This window comes from Kitasatospora sp. NPDC048407, assembly GCF_043200475.1.
In the GTDB taxonomy this organism is placed as follows: domain Bacteria; phylum Actinomycetota; class Actinomycetes; order Streptomycetales; family Streptomycetaceae; genus Kitasatospora.
Genome location: NZ_JBICXW010000009.1, coordinates 1 through 18,986 on the forward strand (window position 1 = coordinate 1; position 18,986 = coordinate 18,986).

At 71.1% G+C, this 18,986-nt stretch carries 14 protein-coding genes and 1 riboswitch; of the genes, 3 read left to right on the forward strand and 11 right to left on the reverse strand.

From position 1 onward, the window contains the following. The first annotated feature begins 334 nt into the window (after positions 1-334). Positions 335-1,792 carry a glycoside hydrolase domain-containing protein gene (locus tag ACGFWJ_RS18230; protein WP_392950575.1) on the forward strand — a complete coding sequence of 486 codons (1,458 nt, stop codon included), beginning with the start codon at positions 335-337 and terminating at the stop codon, positions 1,790-1,792. A 110-nt stretch (positions 1,793-1,902) separates the two neighbouring features. Beyond that, positions 1,903-3,894 carry a glycoside hydrolase domain-containing protein gene (locus tag ACGFWJ_RS18235; protein ID WP_392950576.1) on the forward strand — a complete coding sequence of 664 codons (1,992 nt, stop codon included), beginning with the start codon at positions 1,903-1,905 and terminating at the stop codon, positions 3,892-3,894. A 79-nt stretch (positions 3,895-3,973) separates the two neighbouring features. On the opposite strand, the gene ACGFWJ_RS18240 is transcribed toward ACGFWJ_RS18235, so the two are convergent. The 3 genes from ACGFWJ_RS18240 to ACGFWJ_RS18250 all read right to left on the reverse strand — a co-directional run bounded on the left by ACGFWJ_RS18240 (position 3,974) and on the right by ACGFWJ_RS18250 (position 8,345). Then, positions 3,974-4,993 carry a ribonucleotide-diphosphate reductase subunit beta gene (locus tag ACGFWJ_RS18240; protein WP_387637459.1) on the reverse strand — a complete coding sequence of 340 codons (1,020 nt, stop codon included), beginning with the start codon at positions 4,991-4,993 and terminating at the stop codon, positions 3,974-3,976. Beyond that, on the reverse strand, positions 4,993-7,425 hold the full coding sequence (locus tag ACGFWJ_RS18245) for a ribonucleoside-diphosphate reductase subunit alpha (protein WP_387865542.1): 2,433 nt from the start codon (positions 7,423-7,425) through the stop codon (positions 4,993-4,995). Before ACGFWJ_RS18245 ends, ACGFWJ_RS18240 begins: the two co-directional genes overlap by 1 nt. A 172-nt stretch (positions 7,426-7,597) precedes the next feature. Then, positions 7,598-7,730: riboswitch (cobalamin riboswitch) on the reverse strand. A 120-nt stretch (positions 7,731-7,850) separates the two neighbouring features. Further along, the gene (locus tag ACGFWJ_RS18250; RefSeq protein ID WP_392950579.1) at positions 7,851-8,345 is read right to left on the reverse strand and encodes a GNAT family N-acetyltransferase; all 495 of its coding nucleotides are present in this window, start codon (positions 8,343-8,345) and stop codon (positions 7,851-7,853) included. 269 nt (positions 8,346-8,614) lie between these two features. Between ACGFWJ_RS18250 and ACGFWJ_RS18255 the strand changes: the two genes are divergently transcribed. Beyond that, a complete protein-coding gene (locus ACGFWJ_RS18255; RefSeq protein WP_392950582.1) occupies positions 8,615-9,598 on the forward strand; it encodes a helix-turn-helix domain-containing protein in 984 nt (327 codons plus the stop codon). A 7-nt stretch (positions 9,599-9,605) separates the two neighbouring features. Here the strand turns inward: ACGFWJ_RS18255 and ACGFWJ_RS18260 are convergent, their stop codons facing one another. The 8 genes from ACGFWJ_RS18260 to ACGFWJ_RS18295 all read right to left on the reverse strand — a co-directional run bounded on the left by ACGFWJ_RS18260 (position 9,606) and on the right by ACGFWJ_RS18295 (position 18,576). Next, entirely contained in the window at positions 9,606-10,352 is a 747-nt protein-coding gene (locus tag ACGFWJ_RS18260; RefSeq protein WP_392950585.1) for a histidine phosphatase family protein, read from the reverse strand. 166 nt (positions 10,353-10,518) lie between these two features. Further along, positions 10,519-12,114, reverse strand: a complete 1,596-nt coding sequence (mctP, locus tag ACGFWJ_RS18265) for a monocarboxylate uptake permease MctP (RefSeq protein WP_392950963.1) — start codon at positions 12,112-12,114, stop codon at positions 10,519-10,521. Between the two features lie 20 nt (positions 12,115-12,134). Next, positions 12,135-12,440 carry a DUF3311 domain-containing protein gene (locus tag ACGFWJ_RS18270; RefSeq protein ID WP_387637446.1) on the reverse strand — a complete coding sequence of 102 codons (306 nt, stop codon included), beginning with the start codon at positions 12,438-12,440 and terminating at the stop codon, positions 12,135-12,137. 159 nt (positions 12,441-12,599) lie between these two features. Further along, entirely contained in the window at positions 12,600-13,382 is a 783-nt protein-coding gene (locus tag ACGFWJ_RS18275) for a GntR family transcriptional regulator (protein ID WP_392950587.1), read from the reverse strand. Between the two features lie 172 nt (positions 13,383-13,554). Next, positions 13,555-15,129, reverse strand: a complete 1,575-nt coding sequence (locus ACGFWJ_RS18280; RefSeq protein WP_387865539.1) for a glycoside hydrolase family 3 protein — start codon at positions 15,127-15,129, stop codon at positions 13,555-13,557. A 63-nt stretch (positions 15,130-15,192) separates the two neighbouring features. Continuing rightward, positions 15,193-16,113: a carbohydrate ABC transporter permease gene (locus ACGFWJ_RS18285; RefSeq protein ID WP_387637438.1), complete on the reverse strand. Its 921-nt coding sequence runs from the start codon at positions 16,111-16,113 to the stop codon at positions 15,193-15,195. Beyond that, positions 16,110-17,099 (reverse strand): carbohydrate ABC transporter permease, encoded by a 990-nt coding sequence (locus ACGFWJ_RS18290; protein ID WP_392950592.1) that lies wholly within the window; start codon positions 17,097-17,099, stop codon positions 16,110-16,112. Before ACGFWJ_RS18290 ends, ACGFWJ_RS18285 begins: the two co-directional genes overlap by 4 nt. Positions 17,100-17,262: 163 nt before the next feature. After that, the gene (locus ACGFWJ_RS18295) at positions 17,263-18,576 is read right to left on the reverse strand and encodes an extracellular solute-binding protein (RefSeq protein ID WP_387865537.1); all 1,314 of its coding nucleotides are present in this window, start codon (positions 18,574-18,576) and stop codon (positions 17,263-17,265) included. Positions 18,577-18,986: the final 410 nt, after the last annotated feature.

Here is an 18,986-nt window from a genome sequence, read left to right on the forward strand (position 1 = left end):
CGCCCCGCCCCCCCGCCGCCCCCGGGGGGGGGCCGCCGGCGCCCCCGCCGGGGGGGGCGGCGGCGGGCCCCCGGCCCCCCCCCCCGCCCCCCCGCCGGCCGCCCCCCCCCCCCCCCCCCCCCCCCCCCCCCCCCCCCCCCCGGCCGGGCCCCCCCCCCCCCCCCCCCCCCCCCCCCCCCCTTCCGGTATGTCCGGGTTCGGGTAGGTGTGTCGGGCCGGAGCGGCGCGGAAGCGGCGGCTAGTGTCCGCGACCAGACGCGACGGAACTCGGACGAGAGGCTGGCCGATGGGCAGGCTGCGGCGGACGGCGGCACACGCCGGAATGGTCTTACTGGTGGTGGCGGGGACCGGCGGGGGCTGGTCGGCCGGGGCCGGTCAGGAGAAACGTTTTGCCTATGAGGGAGTACCGGTCCGGCCACCAGCCGACCGGCCCCCGCCGCTGCTGGACCAGGCACCCGCCCCCCACGGCTGCCTGCGCCAGGACATCAGCGCGGTCGACCCGGCGGCGCCGGACGGGGACCAGGACTGCCGCACACCACCGGTGCCGGTCCCGGCCCACGGGCTGCTGACCGAACCCGCCCGCCCCGCGCCCGTCCCCCCGTCCCCGCCGTGGCCGGCGCAGGACGCCGTCGCCCCCCATCAGGCCCCCGCGGCGACCGACAGCCAGAACGGCGCCCCGGACAACACCCGCGACGGCGACGAGGACGACGGCCCGCGCACCGACGTCGTCGGCCACGCCTTCGACCGCTGCTCCGCACCACCGGACAGCGCGATGCAGACCTGGGCGGAGTCCTCCCCCTACCGCGCCGTCGGGGTGTACATCGGCGGGCCCTCGCAGGCCTGCGCCTCACCCGACCGCGACTGGGTGGACGCCCGGAACGCCGAAGGCTGGGGCTTCCTGCCGATCTACGTCGGCCGCCAGGCCGCCCGCGGCCGCCTGCTGGTCGACGCCGACCAGGAAAACGCCCGCCAACAGGGCTCCGACGCCGCCGACGACGCCGTGCAGAAGGCCGAAGGACTGGGCTTCCAGCCCGGCGCGGTGCTCTACAACGACATGGAGAACTACGAGTCCTCCGTCTACCGCGACCGCGTCCTCGCCTACCTGGCCGGCTGGACCGACCAGCTGCACGCCCACGGCTACCGCTCCGGCGTCTACACCGGCGCCGCCAGCGGCGTGCGGGACCTCGCCGGACGCTGGGACGACGACTCCTACCCGGAGCCCGACGTCCTCTGGGCCGCCGCCTGGAACTCCCACCACGACGTCACCGACGACGGCATGGGCCTGCCCGGCGAAGGCCGGTTCACCGGCGGCCGGCGCGCCCACCAGTACCTGGGCGACACCACCGAGGAGTACGGCGGCGTCAGCATGACTATCGACGCCAGCTACCTGGACGTCACCTCGCCCGCCGGCGACGACGGCCGGCTGCGCCCCGGCGAGCGGCTCGCCGCCGGACGCAGCGTCGGCAACAACGCGGTGGAACTGACCATGCAGGACGACGGCGACCTCACCGTCCGGATGCGCGGCGACGGCCGGCTGCTGTGGTCGGCCGGCACCGGCGGCCACCCGGGCGCGTACGCCGTGCAGCAGGACGACGGCAACCTGGTGCTCTACGCCCCCGACGGCGGCCCCGGGGTGGGCGGCGCGCTGTGGGCCACCGGCACCTGGAACTGCCCGGGGGCGTTCGCGACGCTGCAGGACGACGGCAACTTCGTGCTGTACCGGCGCGGAGGCGGCCCGGAGACCGGAGGCGCCGTGTGGGCCACCGCCACCTGGGGATTCTCCCCGCACTGAGCAGGGCCGCCCGACCGAGGCGGACAAAGGGCCTGGACGAGTGGTCACCTCCATCCACTACAGTCCCTGACGTCACATCAGGTCGGATACGACTCAGGGGTGGGAACCACATGAAGCGTCGTACAGCAGCACGGGCCGCGGCCGTCGTGCTCGCCGTCTCGGGACTGGCCACGGCCGTCCCCAACGCGTGGGGTGCGGACACGGCGGGCGCGGGGGCGGGCACCGGCGGGCAGGCCACCAAGCGGATCGACTACCAGGGCTTCCACGCCCAGGTGCCCGCCGACTGGCCGGTCGTCGACCTCGCCGCCGCGCCCGGCACCTGCGTCCGGCTCGACGTCAGCGCCGTCTACCTGGGCACCCCGAGCGGGGACCAGAACTGCCCGGCGCACCTCGCGCCCGGCCACGCCGACGGCCTGCTGATCCAGCCGGTGGAGAGCGGACGCGTCCAGGGCACCGTGGTGCCCGGGCAGCCGGTCGCGGCGGGCGTGCTGAAGGAGGCCGAGGCCGGCCACCAGATCCAGGCCAAGCTCGGCACCAGCGGGCTGCAGGTGACGGCCAGTTACGCCACCTCGGCCGACCGGGTCCGGCAGATCCTGGAGACCGCGAGCGTCGACGCCGGGGCCCGCGCGACCGCCGCGCCGTCCACCGCCAAGCCCGCCCTGGCCGGCACCGCCCCGCGCACCGACGTCGCCGGGTACGCCTTCGACCGCTGCGCCGCGCCGTCCGACACCACCATGTCGACCTGGGCCGCGAACTCCCCGTACCGGGCCGTCGGCGTGTACATCGGCGGGCCCTCGCAGGCCTGCGCCTCGCCGGTGAAGAGCTGGGTGGACGCCCGGAACGCCGAGGGCTGGGGCTTCCTGCCGATCTACGTCGGCCGCCAGGCCGCCCGCGGCAACCTGCTCGTCGACCCCGATGTGGCCGTCGCCCGCCAGCAGGGCTCCGACGCCGCCGACGACGCGATCGCCAAGGCCAACGGCCTCGGCTTCCAGCCCGGCGCGGTGCTCTACAACGACATGGAGAACTACGACTCCAGCGTCTACCGCGACCGGGTGGTCTCCTTCCTGGCCGGCTGGACGGCGCAGCTGCACAACAAGGGCTACCGCTCCGGCGTCTACGCCAGCGCCTCCAGCGGCGTCAAGGACCTCGCCGCCCGCTACACCGACAGCTCCTACCCCGAGCCCGACGTGCTGTGGGCCGCCGCCTGGAACTCGCACCACGACGTGACCGACGCCGGCATGGGCCTGACCACCCCCGGCCAGTGGATGCCCGGCCGCCGCGCCCACCAGTACGCCGGCGACGTCACCGAGACGTACGGCGGCATCGCCATGGGCATCGACGCCAACTACCTGGACGTCACCTCGCCCGCCTCCGGCAACTCCCTGCAGCCCGGCCAGCGCCTCGCCCCCGGCCAGAGCATCAGCAGCAACGCTGTCACCCTGACCATGCAGACCGACGGCAACCTGGTCGCCAACCTGAACGTCGGCGGCGGCCGCCCGCTGTGGAGCAGCAACACCTACGGCAACGCCGGCGCGTACGCCGTCATGCAGGACGACGGCAACCTGGTCGTCTACCGCAGCAACGGCGGCCCCGGCAACGACGGCGCCCTGTGGGCCACCGGCACCTCCAGCGCCGGCGCGTACGCCACCGTGCAGGACGACGGCAACGTGGTGGTCTACCGCCGCGGCGGCGGTTCGGGCGCCGGCGGCGCGCTGTGGGCCACCGGCACCTCGGCGTTCGCGCCGAAGATCGGCTCCGGGCAGCGCCTGTACGGCAACCAGTGGACCCAGTCGGCGACCGTCCGGCTGGTCATGCAGGACGACGGCAACATGGTGATCTACCGCCGCAGCGACAACGCCGCGATCTGGTCCACCAACACCTGGGGCAACGCCGGCGCGTACCTCTCCATGCAGCCCGACGGCAACATGGTGATCTACAAGGCGGGCAGCACCACCGCCGCCCTGTGGAGCACCAACTCCTACGGCAACACCGGGGCGTACGCCCTGCTCCAGGACGACGCCAACTTCGTGGTCTACACCCAGAACGGCAGCCCGAGCGCCGGCGGCGCGGTCTGGGCCAGCGGCACCTCGGGCCGCGGCTGACCCGCCGAGGTTCCTGAAAACGGCCGAGGGCCGCACCCCGTGGGAACGGGGTGCGGCCCTCGGCCGTACTGACGTCGATCTAGAAGTCGTCGTCGAAGGAGACCGAGCCCTCGACGGCGACCTGGTACGCGGAGACCCGGCGCTCGAAGAAGTTGGTCAGCTCCTGGACGTTCTGCAGCTCCATGAACCCGAACGGGTTGGTCGAGCCGTAGCGGATCGGCAGGCCGAGGCGGGCCAGGCGCTGGTCGGCGACGGCCTCCAGGTACTGGCGCATCGAGGCGGTGTTCATGCCGGGCAGGCCGTCACCGCACAGGTCCTGGGCGAACTGGAGCTCGGCCTCGACGGCCTCCTCCAGCATCTCGGTGACCTGCTTGGCCATCTCGTCGTCGAAGAGGTCGGGCTCCTCCTCGCGGACGGTGTCGACCACCGAGAACGCGAAGTCCATGTGCATCGACTCGTCGCGGAACACCCAGTTGGTGCCGGTCGCCAGGCCGTGCAGCAGGCCGCGGCTGCGGAACCAGTACACGTAGGCGAACGCGCCGTAGAAGAACAGGCCCTCGACGCACGCCGCGAAGCAGATCAGGTTCAGCAGGAAGGCCCGCCGGTCGTCCTTGCTCTGCAGCGAGTCGATGTGGTCGACCGCGTTCATGTACTTGAAGCAGAACTGCGCCTTCTGCGCGATGGAGGGGATGTTCTCCACCGCGGCGAAGGCCGCGTTGCGGTCCTCCGGGTCGGGCAGGTAGGTGTCCAGCAGCGTCAAGTAGAACTGGACGTGCACGGCCTCCTCGAACAGCTGCCGCGACAGGTAGAGCCGCGCCTCCGGCGAGTTGATGTGCTTGTAGAGGCTCAGCACCACGTTGTTCGAGACGATCGAGTCACCGGTGGCGAAGAACGCGACCAGCCGGCCGATCATGTGCCGCTCGCCCTCGGAGAGCTTGGCGAGGTCGGCGACGTCGGAGTGCAGGTCCACCTCCTCGACGGTCCAGGTGTTCTTGATCGCGTCCCGGTACCGGTCGTAGAACGACGGGTAGCGCATCGGACGCAGCGTCAGCTCGAAGCCCGGGTCGAGCAGCATCTTCTTCTGGTCTTCGGAGCTCATTACTGGCACGCCTCGCAGGACTCGGGGTTCTCCAGGGAGCAGGCGATGGCGTCCTGCTCGGCCTGGCTGAGGGTCGGGGTCTGCACCGGCACGGGCGCGGCGGTGCGGGCGGCGCCCGACGCGGCCTGGGCGATCCGGGTCGCGGGGCGGGAGCGCAGGTAGTAGGTGGTCTTCAGACCGACCTTCCAGGCGTACGCGTACATCGAGGACAGCTTGCCGATGGTCGGCGCCGCCATGAACAGGTTCAGCGACTGGCTCTGGTCGATGTACGGCTGCCGGGCGGCGGCCAGGTCGATCAGCGCGCGCTGCGGCAGCTCCCACGCGGTGCGGTACAGCGAACGGACGTTCTCCGGCAGCCACTTGAAGTCCTGCACGGAGCCGTTGGCCTCGCGCAGCTCGTCCCGGGTCTGCTGGTCCCAGACGCCGAGCTCCTTCAGCTCGCGCACCAGGTACGGGTTGACCTGGAGGAACTCGCCGGACAGCGTCTCGCGCTTGAACAGGTTGGACACCTGCGGCTCGATGCACTCGTAGACGCCCGCGATGGACGCGATGGTCGCGGTCGGGGCGATCGCCAGCAGCAGCGAGTTGCGCAGACCGGTCTCGGCGATCCGGGCGCGCAGCGCGTCCCAGCGCTCGGTCCACTGCGGGGTGGCACCACCGCTGTGCTGGTCTTTAAAGAAATGGTCGATGTGCAGCTGGCCGCGGGCCGCGCGGGTCTCGCCGTACGCCTCGTGGCGGCCGAACTGCTCGGCCAGGTCCGCGGAGCGCTCGTACGCGGTGAGCATGATGCGCTCGGAGATCAGCGTGGAGAGCGCCTTCGCCTCGGCGGAGTCGAAGTCCAGCCGGAGCTTGAAGAAGACGTCCTGCAGGCCCATCACGCCCAGGCCGACCGGGCGCCAGCGGGAGTTGGACGTCCCGGCCTCGGTGGTCGGGTAGAAGTTGATGTCGATCACGCGGTCGAGGAAGGTGACCGCGGTGCGCACGGTGGCGTCGAGGCGGTCCCAGTCCATCGCGTTGATCAGGTCGTCCGCCGAGGCGCCCGGGGCGACGTGCGCGCCCAGGTTGACCGAGCCCAGGTTGCAGACCGCGGTCTCGGAGTCGTCGGTGACCTCCAGGATCTCGGTGCACAGGTTCGAGGAGTGCACCGTGCGGCCCGGCAGCGCGGTCTGGTTGGCGGCGCGGTTGGAGGCGTCCTTGAAGGTCATCCAGCCGTTGCCGGTCTGCGCCAGGGTGCGCATCATCCGGGCGTACAGGGTCTGCGCCGGGATGGTGCGGACGGCCTTGCCGGCCAGCTCGGCCTTGCGGTAGGCCTCGTCGAAGTCGGCGCCCCACAGGTCGACCAGCTCGGGGACGTCCGCAGGGGAGAACAGCGACCAGTCCTCGTTGGCGTTCACGCGGCGCATGAACTCGTCCGGGATCCAGTGCGCCAGGTTCAGGTTGTGGGTGCGGCGGGCCTCTTCGCCGGTGTTGTCGCGGAGCTCCAGGAACTCCTCGATGTCGGCGTGCCAGGTCTCCAGGTACACGCAGGCCGCGCCCTTGCGCCGTCCGCCCTGGTTGACCGCCGCCACGGAGGAGTCCAGGGTGCGCAGGAACGGGACGATGCCGTTCGACTTGCCGTTGGTGCCGCGGATCAGCGAGCCGCGGGAGCGGATCCGGGAGTAGGACAGGCCGATGCCGCCGGCGTGCTTGGACAGCCGGGCGATCTGCGCGTAGCGGTTGTAGATCGAGTCCAGGTTGTCCAGCGGCGAGTCCAGCAGGTAGCAGGAGGACATCTGCGGGTGCCGGGTGCCGGAGTTGAACAGCGTCGGGGAGCTGGTCAGGTACTCCAGGCGGCTCATCAGCTTGTAGAGCTCGGCCACCTCCAGCACCGACTGCTCGGAGTTGCCGACCGCCAGGCCCGCCGCCACGCGCAGCAGGAAGTGCTGCGGGGTCTCGACCACCTTGCGGGTGATCGGGTGGCGCAGCAGGTAGCGGGACTGCACGGTGCGCAGGCCGAAGTACTCGAAGCGGTCGTCGCCGGCGGCGTCGATCAGCGAGTCGAACAGCGCGGTGTGGGCGGCGACGAACTCGGCGGTCGCGTCGCCGATCAGGCCCTCGGCGTGGCCGACGGCGATCGAGGCGGAGAACGAGGTGACGCCCTGGGTGGCGGCCTCGTCGGCGATCTCCATCGCCAGCAGGCGGGCGGCCAGCTTCGAGTACTGCGGGTCCTCGGCGATCATCGACGCGGCGGCCTCCACGGCCAGCCCGCGCAGCTCGGCGAAGTCCGAGCCGGCGTGGCGGCCGCGCAGCGCGGCGGCGGCGACGTGGCCGGGGTCCACCTGGGGGAGGTCGGTGCTGCGGTCGGTGAGCAGCCGAAGCAGCGCCGCACCGGGGTCGGTGAAGGCGTCGGCGGAAGCCTGGGACGGCAGGGTGACTGAGGCGGCGACGGTCAAGGCGCACTCTCTCCTGTGGCGGCGGCGGACGTGGCTCAAGGTGTCCGGTGGCGCGCGTGCGGCAGGGGAGGACGGCACGCCGAAAACGCTCGATCGGCGCGCGAAAGACCCACCCCCGGCCCGCCCGCGAGGCCGGACGGCAAAACAGTGCTGCATGGCGTCTGCGGGGATGCCGTGTCGCACACCGTCGGTCAGGTCCTCGGACTGCGCGGGCGTTGCTACAGCCCGCTCACCGTTGCGGGGCAGTCCCGGATTCGCACCGGGTTCCCCTGCTTCGACAGCGAGGTCGAGCATACATGTTGTGGCGGCTGGAGCTGGCGGCACCAGATGTAGTAGCGCGTGTCGCGTTGGAGGTGCCGCGCGTAGACAACGGAAACCGCGCCGGAGCCGCCTCGGAACGGCCGCAGAACCGTCGCAGAACCGCCTCAGAACCGCATCGTGTAGACCATCAGGTCCACGCCCGGGGCCGCCTCCCAGTCCCGTTCGGGGGTGCGGAGGAAGCCCAGAGCATCGTAGATCCGGTGCGCCGCGGTCATCTCCGGCCGGGTGGAGAACGCCATCCCGGCCAGTCCGAGTTCCCGGCTGCGGTCCATCGCCGCGCGGACCAGCGCCCGTCCGACGCCGCGCCCGCGGGCGGCCGCGCCGACCGCCAGCATCCGGATCTCGCCCTCGTCCGGGAGCGCGACGTCCGCCCAGGGGGTGCCGCCGGCGGCGAACGTCACGCAGCCGAGGACCGCCCCGTCGCCGTCGACGGCGACCAGCAGCTCGGCCTCCCGGTTGCGGCGTGCGGTGTCCCTCAGCAGTTCGACGTAGCCGGACGCGGGGTCGGTGTGGCCGTCGCCGACGAAGGCTTCGATGCTGACCTCCCCGGCTCCGGCGAGGTCGTGGTCGAGGGCGCGGCGGACGATCGGGGAGTGCATCCGGACAGTGTGCCGGACCGCGTCCGGCGCGGGTCGGCCAGGTCCGGGTCGAAGGGGTAGCCGGTCGGGCGGTGCCGTTCGGGCCGGCCCGGGCGGCCGTTGCGGTTCAGGTCGCGGCCGACCAGAACGCCGAGGAGTCCGAAGCTGCCGATGAGGCCCAGCAGGGCGAGCGCGGAGGTCATGGCTCCACTCTCCGCGCCGCGGCACCCCGTCACGAGTGGCAGGAACGCAGCATTGCCACGAAATCCTGCCACTGCCATGCTGGACGGATGCTGAGGAACGTCGCGGTGATCGTGCTGGAGGAGATCCACCCCTTCGAACTGGGCGTGGCCTGCGAGGTGTTCGGCCTGGACCGCAGCGACACCGGCCTGCCGGTGTACGAGTTCGGCCTGGTCGGCGACCGGCCCGGCCCGATGCGCACCCACGCCGGCTTCGACGTCCACGTGCCGTACGGCCCGGAGCGGCTCGCCGAGGCGGACCTGGTGATCGCCACCGCCACCGGCATCCGCGACCACTACCCCGAGGCGCTCTGCGAGGCCCTGCGGGCCGCCCACGCACGCGGCGCCCATACGCTGTCGATCTGCTCCGGCAGCTTCCTGCTCGGCGCCGCCGGCCTGCTCGACGGCCGCCGCAGCACCACCCACTGGCGGTACGCCGACGTGCTGGCCGAGCGCTTCCCGCTGACCACCGTCGAACCCGACGTGCTGTACGTGGACGACGACCCGGTGATCACCTCGGCCGGCACCGCCGCCGGCATCGACGCCTGCCTGCACCTGGTGCGCAAGGTGCAGGGCGCCGAGGTGGCCCGGGAGATCGCCCGCCGGATGGTGGTCGCCCCGCACCGCGACGGCGGGCAGGCGCAGTTCGTCACCCGCCCGCTGCCCGAGGGCGACGGCGAGTCACTGTCCGGGACGCTGGAGTGGATGCGCCACCGCCTCGACCGGGAGACCAGCGTGGACGACCTCGCCCGGCACGCCCACATGTCCCCGCGCACCTTCGCCCGGCGCTTCCAGCAGGAGACCGGCACCACCCCGCACCGCTGGCTGACCGGCCAGCGGGTGCTGTTCGCGCAGCGCCTGCTGGAGTCCACCGACGAGAGCGTGGACGCGGTCGCCGCCCGCTGCGGCTTCGGCAACGCCGCCACCCTGCGGCACCACTTCGGCCGCCGCCTCGGCACCACCCCGCAGGCCTACCGGCGGGCCTTCGGCGGGCCCGGCGGCCCCGGGCGGGCTGCCGAGCGGCAGCCCGCCTGACGGCCGCTCAGGACAGGTGCGAGGTCTGGTTCCAGCCGGACGGCCGCAGCCGGCCCTCGCGGGCCCGCCACAGGCTGGTCGAGCAGTTGCCCACCGGCGGCAGCGCCAGCAGCTCCTCCTCGCCCAGCCGGTCCAGCACGTGACGCAGCATCAGCACCGTGCAGTCGTGGGCGACCAGCAGCACCGGCCGGCCGGCCTCCTCCTCGTTCAGGTCGCGCAGCAGGCCGCGCACCCGCAGCGCCACGTCCAGCCAGGACTCGCCGCCGGGCGGCCGGTAGTACAGCTCGCCCATCCGCCGTCGGCGCTCCGCCTCGGCGGGGTGGTCGCGTTCGATGGCGGCCTTGGTGAGCATCTCCAGCACGCCCAGCTCGCGGTCGCGCAGCCGCTCGTCGTAGCGGATCGGCAGGCCCACCGGGACGGCGCCCAGCCCGGACGCCTGGGCGAGGGCGATTCTCGCGGTCTCCGCGGTGCGCACGTACGGGGAGCACCACACCGAGCGGGGCCGGTCGGCGGGCGGCAGGGCGGCCCACCAGCGGCCCAGGTCGTGGGCCTGGGCCTGGCCGCGCAGGGAGAGCGGGATGTCGGCGTCGCGGCAGGTGATCGGGACGGTCAGGGCACCGGTGGAGTCCGCGTGCCGGAACTCCACGTTGGCGGTGGACTCGCCGTGCCGGGTGGCGATCAGGACCGACGGCAGCCGCCGTCCGCCGTCGGCCTGGGTGCGGTGCCCGTTGCGTACCGTGGTGAGGTCGGTCATGGCGGTGGCTCCCCGTTGTCGGTGCTGCCTCGGTGGTGCTCGTCTCTCCCGTGTCTCTCCCGAAAAGGGCGGTCATAACAGATGATCGCGCCGTCACCCCAGTGTCGATCGAGGCAACGGCGCGACCCAAGGGCGCAAACGGGGGCGGGTTGCGCCCCCGCACGCGTCAGTGCGCCAGCGTGGGCTGCGGGGCACGCTCCACAGCCTCGTCACCGGCCTCCGCGGAGTAGTCGGCCTTCGAGGTCTCGTCGGCGCCCTCCGGGGCCTTCAGGGCCCGCAGCACCAGCGTCAGCACCACCGCGACGAGCAGGTTCAGCACGAACCCGGTCAGGCCGATGTAGCCGATCTCGCCGATCACCGGGATCTTCGCGGCCGACCCGCCGAAGTGCTTGGTGGCCGGCGAGGACACCCCGTACGCCCGCCAGGTGCCGTAGATCATGCCGGTCGCCCAGCCCGCCAGCAGCGCCCAGCGGTGGAACCACCGGGTGAACAGGCCCGCCACCAGCGCCACCGCGGTCTGCAGGATCCACACGCCGCCCAGCAGCTGCATGTTGATCGCCGCCTGCTTGTCCATCACCAGTACGAACGCCAGCGCGCCGACCTTCACCAGCAGCGAGGCGATCTTCGCCACCCGGGTCTCGTCGGCCGGCGTCGCGTCCGGCTTCAGGAACTCCTTGTAGACGTTGCGGGTGAACAGGTTCGCCGCCGCGATCGACATGATCGCGGCGGGCACCAGCGCGCCCACCCCGATCGCCGCGAACGCCACCCCGGTGAACCAGCTCGGGAACATGTCCGCGAACAGCTGCGGAACGGCCAGCTGGGCGTTGAAGTGCTTGTCGCCCTTGCTCACCCCCGCGGCGATCGCCATGAAGCCCAGCAGCGCCAGCAGACCCAGCATCAGCGAGTACGTCGGCAGGATCGCCATGTTGCGGCGCACCGTGTTGCGGGACTTCGCCGCCAGCACGCCCGTCACCGAGTGCGGGTACATGAACAGCGCCAGCGCCGACCCGAACGCCAGCGTCGCGTACGACCACTGCCCGGCCGGCCCGACGAGCATCGACCCCGGGGCCTTGCCGGTCACCGGATCGGGCTGGAACTTGTGCGCCGCCGCGTCGAAGATGTGCCCGTAGCCGCCCAGCCGCATCGGAATGTAGATCACCGCGACCAGGATCACCACGTACACCAGGGTGTCCTTGACGAAGGCGATCAGCGCCGGCGCCCGCAGACCCGACGAGTACGTGTACGCCGCCAGCACGCCGAACGCCAGGAACAGCGGCAGGTCCTTCAGGAACCAGTTCCCGGTGCCGCCCACGCCCAGCACGTCCAGCACCGCCTGGATGCCCACCAGTTGCAGCGCTACGTACGGCATGGTCGCCAGGATGCCGGTCAGCGCCACCGCCGCCGACAGCCCGCGCGACCCGTACCGCCCGCGCACGAAGTCCGCCGGCGTCACGTAGCCGTGCACCCGCGACACCGACCACAGCCGGGGCAGGATCAGGAACACCAGCGGGTACGCGATGATCGTGTACGGCACCGCGAAGAAGCCCGCCGCGCCCGCGCTGTAGACCAGGGCCGGCACCGCGATGAACGTGTACGCGGTGTACAGGTCGCCGCCCAGCAGGAACCAGGTGATCCAGGTGCCGAAACTGCGGCCGCCCAGACCCCACTCGTGCAGGTGCTCCGCGTTGTCCGCCCGGCGCCAGCGCGCGGCCAGGAAGCCCATCACGGTGACCGCGGCGAAGAACAGCAGGAAGACCGTCATCGCGGTCCAGTCCACGTGCTTCACAGCTGCTCACCCCCGTCCGGCTGGGCGGGCACGGGGAGCGGCCCGGCCGAGGCGGCGGCCTTGCGGGCCGCCTCGTCACGGCGCAGCAGCAGGTACGCGGAGGTGGTGAACACCGCCGACAGCGGCACCCACATCAGCTGGTACCAGTAGAAGAACGGCATACCGCCGAGCGCCGGGTCGGTCTTGCTGTACGACGGCACCCACAGCACCACCACGATCGGCACCAGCAGGCACAGGCCGGCCAGCACCCGGGCGGGGGAGACCGCGGGCAGTGCGCCCGCGGATGGCGTTTGAGACGACACGAGCGGCTCCCGGATGACGAGGAGTCACCTCACTGGCACCGCACCGCACATTGCTGTACGTCCGCCGAGCAGCACCTTCGGTGATCGAAAGGTCTCCGCGAGAGTAGGGCAGGGGAGTGACTTGTGTCACTACCCTGTCAACTTCGTGTTACGCCGCGCCTATGCGGGCCGCCGCAGCCTGGTCGTGAACTTGTACCGGTCCCCGCGGTAGATCGACCGCACCCACTCCACCGGCGCGCCGTCCGCGTCGAAGGAGTGCCGGGACAGCTGGAGCATCGGCAGGCCCAGGTCGGAGCCGAGCAGGCCGGCCTCGCGCGGGTTGGCGAGGGTGGTCTCGATGGTCTCCTCGGCCTCGGCGACCGTCACCCCGTAGACCTCGCGCAGCGCGGTGTAGAGCGAGTTGTGCTTGGCGAGGTTGCGGCGGAGCGCGGGGAAGCGCTTGGCCGACAGGTGCGCCACCTCGATCGCCATCGGGTCGCCGTTCGCGAGCCGGAGACGCTCGATCCGCAGGACGCGCCCGCCGGGCTTGATGTCCAGCAGCGGGGCGAGTCGCTCGTCCGCGGAGATGTACGCGACCTCGACCAGGCGGGAGGTCGGCTCCATGCCCTGGGCGCGCATGTCCTCGGTGTAGGAGGTCAGTTGCAGCGCCTGCGCGACCTTCGGCTTGGCGACGAAGGTGCCCTTGCCCTGGATGCGCTCCAGCCGGCCCTCGACCACGAGTTCCTGCAGTGCCTGCCGGACGGTGGTGCGGGAGGTGTCGAACTGGGCGGCCAGTGCCCGCTCCGGGGGCACCGGGGTGCCGGCCGGCTGGGTCTCGGTCAGCTGCAGCAGGTGCCGCTTCAGGCCGTAGTACTTCGGTACCCGGGCCGTGGTGGTGGCAGGGCCGGTCTGGATCGGCACCGTGGAGCCCTCGGCGAGCGCCGAATCCCTGTCGCCACTCATGGCAGCTCTCACTCCTCGTTGGAGACGGGTCCTTAAGGGACCCCTAAGTCCTATGTAACAGCACATGTTTGCACGCACGGGTGAGCAAGCGGGAGCACCTGCGGGCAAACCGGCATGCGACGGGCCCGGAACGGAGCGACTGGCGTCCGGCCCGGGCCCGTACCCGAGTGTCTCAGCCCGCGGTCGCCGCGGTCACCGCGAGTCCGGCCAGCGCCTCGGCCGCGGCTGTCCCGCCGACCCGCGAACCGCCGTACGTGGCAAGGGTGGTGACGCCGAGTGGGGCGAACAGCCCGGACAGCCCGTGGGCGGTGCCGATCTCCACCACGACCGCGTCGGGGCGGTGCTCCACCAGGGCGAGCGCGGCCCGGCGCATCCAGGAGTGGCGGTGCACGTCGCGCACCACCAGCACCAGCGGACGGCCGATCGCGGCGCCGAGCAGCGGGGCGGTATCGATCTCGGCGTCCTCGGCGGCGACCGCCACGTGCAGCAGGCCGGAGCCCTCGGTGACGGTGGCCGGCGGGGAGACCCGGCTGGAGGTGGTGCCGGGGATCAGCTCGGTCAGCGGGCCGGCCACGCCCCACGGGGTGTCCTCGCCGGCCGCGATGTTCGCGCCGGGGGAGAACTCGACCACGTGCGGCACGCCGTTCAGCGGGCGGAGTTCGCCGGTGATCCGCAGTGCCCGGCGGGCGGCGGCCAGGCCGACGCCGGCCTCGCCCCGCTGTCCGAGCTGCGAGGCCCGCAGGGCGGCGGACCAGCGGGCCACCGCGCGGTTGCGCTCGGCGGCCTCGTGCAGCCGTTCGGCCGGCAGCCGGCCCTCGCGGACCGCCCACACCAGCGCGTCGCGCAGGTACACGAAGGCGTCCTCGTCGTGCAGGCCGCCGCCGACGCAGATGGTGTCGGCGCCGGCCGCGACGGCCCGCACCGAGCCGGCCGCGACGCCGTGGGTGCCGGAGATGGCGCCCATCTCGATGCCGTCGGTGACGATCAGTCCGTCGAAGCCCAGCTCCTCGCGGAGCAGCCCGGTGAGGATGCGCTGCGACATGGTGGCGGGCAGCTGGGCGTCGTAGGCGTCGAACAGGATGTGCGCGGTCATGATGCTCTTCACGCCGGCCGCGATGGCGGCCTTGAAGGGCAGCAGGTGCTGGCCGAACTGCTCGGCGGCCAGGTCGATCCGGGGCAGTCCGAGGTGCGAGTCGCCGGCCGTGTCGCCGTGGCCGGGGAAGTGCTTGGCGCAGGCCGCGACGCCGGCGGACTGCAGGCCGCGGACGTACGCGGCGGTGTGACGGGCCGCCAGTTCGCCGTCGCCGCCGAAGGACCGGACGCCGATGACCGGGTTGTCCGGGTTGGAGTTGACGTCCGCGTCGGGCGCGTAGTTGAGGTTGACGCCGACGCCGGCCAGGTCGAACCCGATGGAGCGGGCGACCCGCTCGGTGAGGTCGGTGTCGTCGACCTCACCGAGCGCCAGGTTGCCGGGGTAGGAGGACCCGCTGGTCACTTCGAGGCGGGTGACGTCGCCGCCCTCCTCGTCGGTGGCGATCAGCAGGTCGCCGTTGAGCGCGTACATCTCACCGGTCAGCGCGGCGACCTGCTGCGGGGTGCGGATGTTGCGGCCGAACAGGGCGACGCCGCCGAGTTCGCCGTCGCCCAGTCTGCGGCGCAGCCACTCGGGTGCGGTCAGACCGGCGAAGCCGGGCTGCAGGACCGCTCCGGCGTCGCGCAGGAGTTCGGCGCTTTCCGTACCGGGCATCGCCATGGTTCCTTCCCTGGGGGTGGAGGTGCTTCAGGTGCGATTGAGGGTGAGGAAGGGACCTTAGCCCTTGACCGCACCGGCGGTGAGACCCGCCGACACCTTCTTCTGGAAGAACACGAACAGGATGATGACGGGCAGCGAGACCAGCAGACCGCCGGCCATCTGCGCGCCGTAGTCCGCACCCCGGGTGGGGGTGGTGGAGTAGAAGGTCAGCCACATCATCGAGGTGTGAGCCTTGCTGCTGCCCAGCAGCACGTTGGCGACGATGAACTCGTTCCACGCCTGGATCCAGCTGTAGACACCGGTGGTGATCAGGCCGGGCAGGGTGAGCGGCAGGATGATGCGGAAGAACGCGCCCCACTGGGTGCAGCCGTCGACCATGGCGGCCTCGTCCAGCTCCGCCGGGATGTTCACGATGAACGAGCGCAGCGTCCAGACCACGTACGGCACGGTGAAGACCAGGTACGCGATGATCACACCGAACAGGGCGTTGGTCAGCCCGGCGTTGTTCATCACCACGAACAGCGGAATGATGATCGCCAGCAGCGGCACCATCTGGACGACCAGCATGGTGATGATGAAGAAGTTGCGGCCGCGGAAGTTGAACCGGGCCACGGCGACGGCGGCGAGGAAGCCGACCACCACGCCGAGCGCCACCGCGCCGAGCGTGAGGATCAGGGTGTTCTGCAGCGACGGCAGGAACTCGGGGTCGTCGAAGATCGTCTTGTAGCTCTCGAACGAGAAGGTCGAGGGCCAGAAGGTCGGGTCCTGGGCGATCAGGTCCTTGTTCGTCTTGAACGTGGTGATGATCATCCAGTAGATCGGGAAGGCCATCACCACGGCGACGCCGATGGCGAGGATGTTCCAGAACCAGGTCATCACCGGGCTGCGGCCGACGGTGCGGGCCTTGACCTTCTTCTTCGGCTTGGCGGCCTCGGGCGCCAGCGGCGGCCCGGACGGGTGCGTCGTCGTCGCGGTCATCGCTCGTTGGCTCCGATCTTGAGCATCTGGCGGATGTAGAACACGAGTACCGCCAGCATCATGACGATCATGATGATCGAGATCACCGAGCTCTCGCTGTAGCGCGAGCGGACGATGCCGTTCATGTACAGGTAGATGCCGATGGTCCAGTAGCCGGGCTCGGGCGAGGAGTTGCGCAGCGCGAAGATCTGCGCGAAGACCTGGAAGTCCCAGATGAAGCTGAGCGCGGCGGAGATCATCAGGAACGGCTTGATGACCGGGAGGGTCACGTGCCGGAAGACCTGGAGGTTGTTGGCGCCGTCCAGCCGGGCGGCCTCGGTCAGCTCCGGCGGCACCTGGGTGAGCGCGGCGTACAGGCCGAGGACCAGGAACGGCAGCGCGCCCCAGATGATGACCGCGGCGCCGACCACGAACAGGCCGACGGTCGGGTCGGCGAACCAGTCGTAGTGCTTCCAGGACTCGTCACCGGTGACCAGGAAGGCCAGGTAGTCGACCACACCGCCGTTGGCGGAGAACAGCCAGCGGAACACCTGGCCGTTGACCAGCGCCGGGATCGCCCAGACGAACATCATCACGGTGATGACGGTGACCCGGACCCAGTTGGACACCCGGTTCAGGAGCAGCGCGATCGCCATGCCCAGCACCAGCGAGAGGATGACCAGCTCGGCGGTGAAGTAGATCGAGCGGAGCACGACCTCCCAGAACTGGTCGTCCCCGAGGATCTTGCTGAAGCCCTCGAAGCCGATGTACTTCGCCATCTCGGGGTGCGCCAGCAGCGCGTACCGGTTGACGTTCTGGAACGACAGGTCGAACAGTCTGAACAGCGGATACGCCAGAACGCCCACCAGTACGACGACGGCGGGCAGCAGAAGCGTGTAGGGGACGTACTGGCCGGCCGCGAAGAATCCGCGGCGCTGCGGCTTCCCCGCCGGGGCAGGCCCCGACTTTTCGGACCGGGTCACGGTCTCGTTGGTGGTCACACTCATCAGGGTCCTTCCCGGGCCCGCGGGTTCTGGTCGGTCCTGGCGCACGGGTGGGCAGTCCGCGTGATCGCGGACTGCCCACCCCCTGGGCCTGTCCGGCCTTCTGGCGCTCAGTGCGGTGGTCCGCCCGGGAGCGGACTCCCGGGCCGACCGCGGATCAGCTGGGTCAGCCGTTCAGGTCCTTGACGATGACGTCCTGGGCCTTCTTGAGCTCGGTGGCCGGGTCGCCACCGGCGGCGATCGCGCTGAACGCGGTCTTCAGCGCGGTCTCGTCGGCGCCGGACCACAGCGGCGAGTTCGGGATGAACCAGGTCGCGCCCTCGGCCGCCTCACCGGTGGCCTTGTTCGCCGGGTCGGCCTGCTTGTAGGCGGCGACCAGGTTCTTGGCGTTCGGGATGGCGTGCTTGGCGAGCAGGGTCTGCTGCGCGGTGTTGGTGTAGATCTGCAGGAAGGTCGCGCCCAGGCCCGGGTTGGCGGCCTTGGACGGGACGGCCAGGTCGGAGCCGCCGAGGAACGCCGGGGTCGGGGTGCCGGCCGCGGTGCCCGGGAGGGCGATGGTGGCGAGCTTGTCCTTCAGGGTCGGGTCGCCGATCTTCGGGTCGGCGACCGAGCCGACCTCCCAGCTGTTGCCGATGATGGCGGCGATGTTGCCCTTGGCCATCATCGCGTCCTGGGTGGCCTCGTCATTGGTGGTGCCGCCGACCGAGAAGTCCTTCTGCAGGTCGCCCCAGGTCTTGACGCCCTCGAGGAACTTCGGGTCGGTCAGGTTGCCGGCCCACTTGTCGCCGTCCTTCTTGGCGATGACACCCTTGACACCGAACTGACCGGCGCCGAAGGCGACCGCGGAGTACCAGTTCTGGCCCGGCATGTAGAGGGCCGAGAAGTTGGCGGTGCCGGCGTTGGCGGCCTTGACCTTGGTCAGGGCGGCCTTCAGCTCGTCGATCGTGGTCGGGGCCTGGGTGACACCGGCGGCGTCGAACAGGTCCTTGCGGTAGATCAGGACGCGGGCACCGGCGTAGTACGGGACGGCGTAGGTCTTGGTGCCGTCGGCCGACTGGCCGGAGGCGGCGACCGAGTCCAGCCACTTGTCCGAGTTGTCGAACTGGCTCTTGACCCCGGTCAGGTCGACGAAGGAGCCGGCCTCGATGTACTTGGCGGCCTGGGTGTTACCGACCTCCAGCGCGTCCGGCGCGTTGCCGGAGAGCAGGGCGGTGTCGAGCTTGGTGGTGTAGTTGTTCCAGGTCTGCCACTGAACGTCGACCTCGGCGCCGGTCTGCTCGGTGAATTCCTTCTTCGCCGCGTCGACGACCTCGGGCCAGCCCTTCTGGGCGTCCTGCATCAGCCAGACGGTGATCTTCTTGCCCTTGCCGTCCTTGCTCAGGGTGGCCTTGTCACCGCCGGAGCTGGACGAAGACGAGGAGCAAGCCGAGGCGACGAGCACGGTGGCGACAGCGGCCACGGCTGCGATCTTGCGGTTCAAACCATCCTCCAGGGATGAGCAAGGTGGGGCACCGGGCCGCCGGGCCATGGGCCCTGAAGCTGCGTCGTGCCGTAAGGGGGAACGTCACCGGGTGACACGGACACGAACTGCCGGGGCAGGCGGGCCGATCCGTGAGGTGGAGTAGACCATTGGTTTAGACCAACGCCTGGAGATTGGCATGGACCAATGACGAGCGTCAAGGGATCGAAGAGCGTCTGCACAAGCCGTTATCAACGCTTGACTAGGTCGTGTTGGACTGGACCAAGTCGGGGGACGGATCCGGATATGACGGGACGAATCGGCCACATCGGAACGCTCGCCTCCGGTTACTCAATGTGGCCTGAAGTGAACCTTAAGTGAGCCTTAAGAGGCATACCCACCCCGGTATTGACGTGAGCGGGGCGAAATCA

Coding starts and splice junctions, on each gene's coding strand:
- ACGFWJ_RS18235 (WP_392950576.1), top strand. CDS start 1,903: ATGAAGCGTCGTACAGCAGCACGGGCCGCGGCCGTCGTGCTCGCCGTC.
- ACGFWJ_RS18240 (WP_387637459.1), bottom strand. CDS start 4,993: ATGAGCTCCGAAGACCAGAAGAAGATGCTGCTCGACCCGGGCTTCGAG.
- ACGFWJ_RS18250 (WP_392950579.1), bottom strand. CDS start 8,345: ATGCACTCCCCGATCGTCCGCCGCGCCCTCGACCACGACCTCGCCGGA.
- ACGFWJ_RS18255 (WP_392950582.1), top strand. CDS start 8,615: ATGCTGAGGAACGTCGCGGTGATCGTGCTGGAGGAGATCCACCCCTTC.
- ACGFWJ_RS18260 (WP_392950585.1), bottom strand. CDS start 10,352: ATGACCGACCTCACCACGGTACGCAACGGGCACCGCACCCAGGCCGAC.
- mctP (WP_392950963.1), bottom strand. CDS start 12,114: ATGACGGTCTTCCTGCTGTTCTTCGCCGCGGTCACCGTGATGGGCTTC.
- ACGFWJ_RS18275 (WP_392950587.1), bottom strand. CDS start 13,382: ATGAGTGGCGACAGGGATTCGGCGCTCGCCGAGGGCTCCACGGTGCCG.
- ACGFWJ_RS18280 (WP_387865539.1), bottom strand. CDS start 15,129: ATGCCCGGTACGGAAAGCGCCGAACTCCTGCGCGACGCCGGAGCGGTC.
- ACGFWJ_RS18285 (WP_387637438.1), bottom strand. CDS start 16,113: ATGACCGCGACGACGACGCACCCGTCCGGGCCGCCGCTGGCGCCCGAG.
- ACGFWJ_RS18290 (WP_392950592.1), bottom strand. CDS start 17,099: ATGAGTGTGACCACCAACGAGACCGTGACCCGGTCCGAAAAGTCGGGG.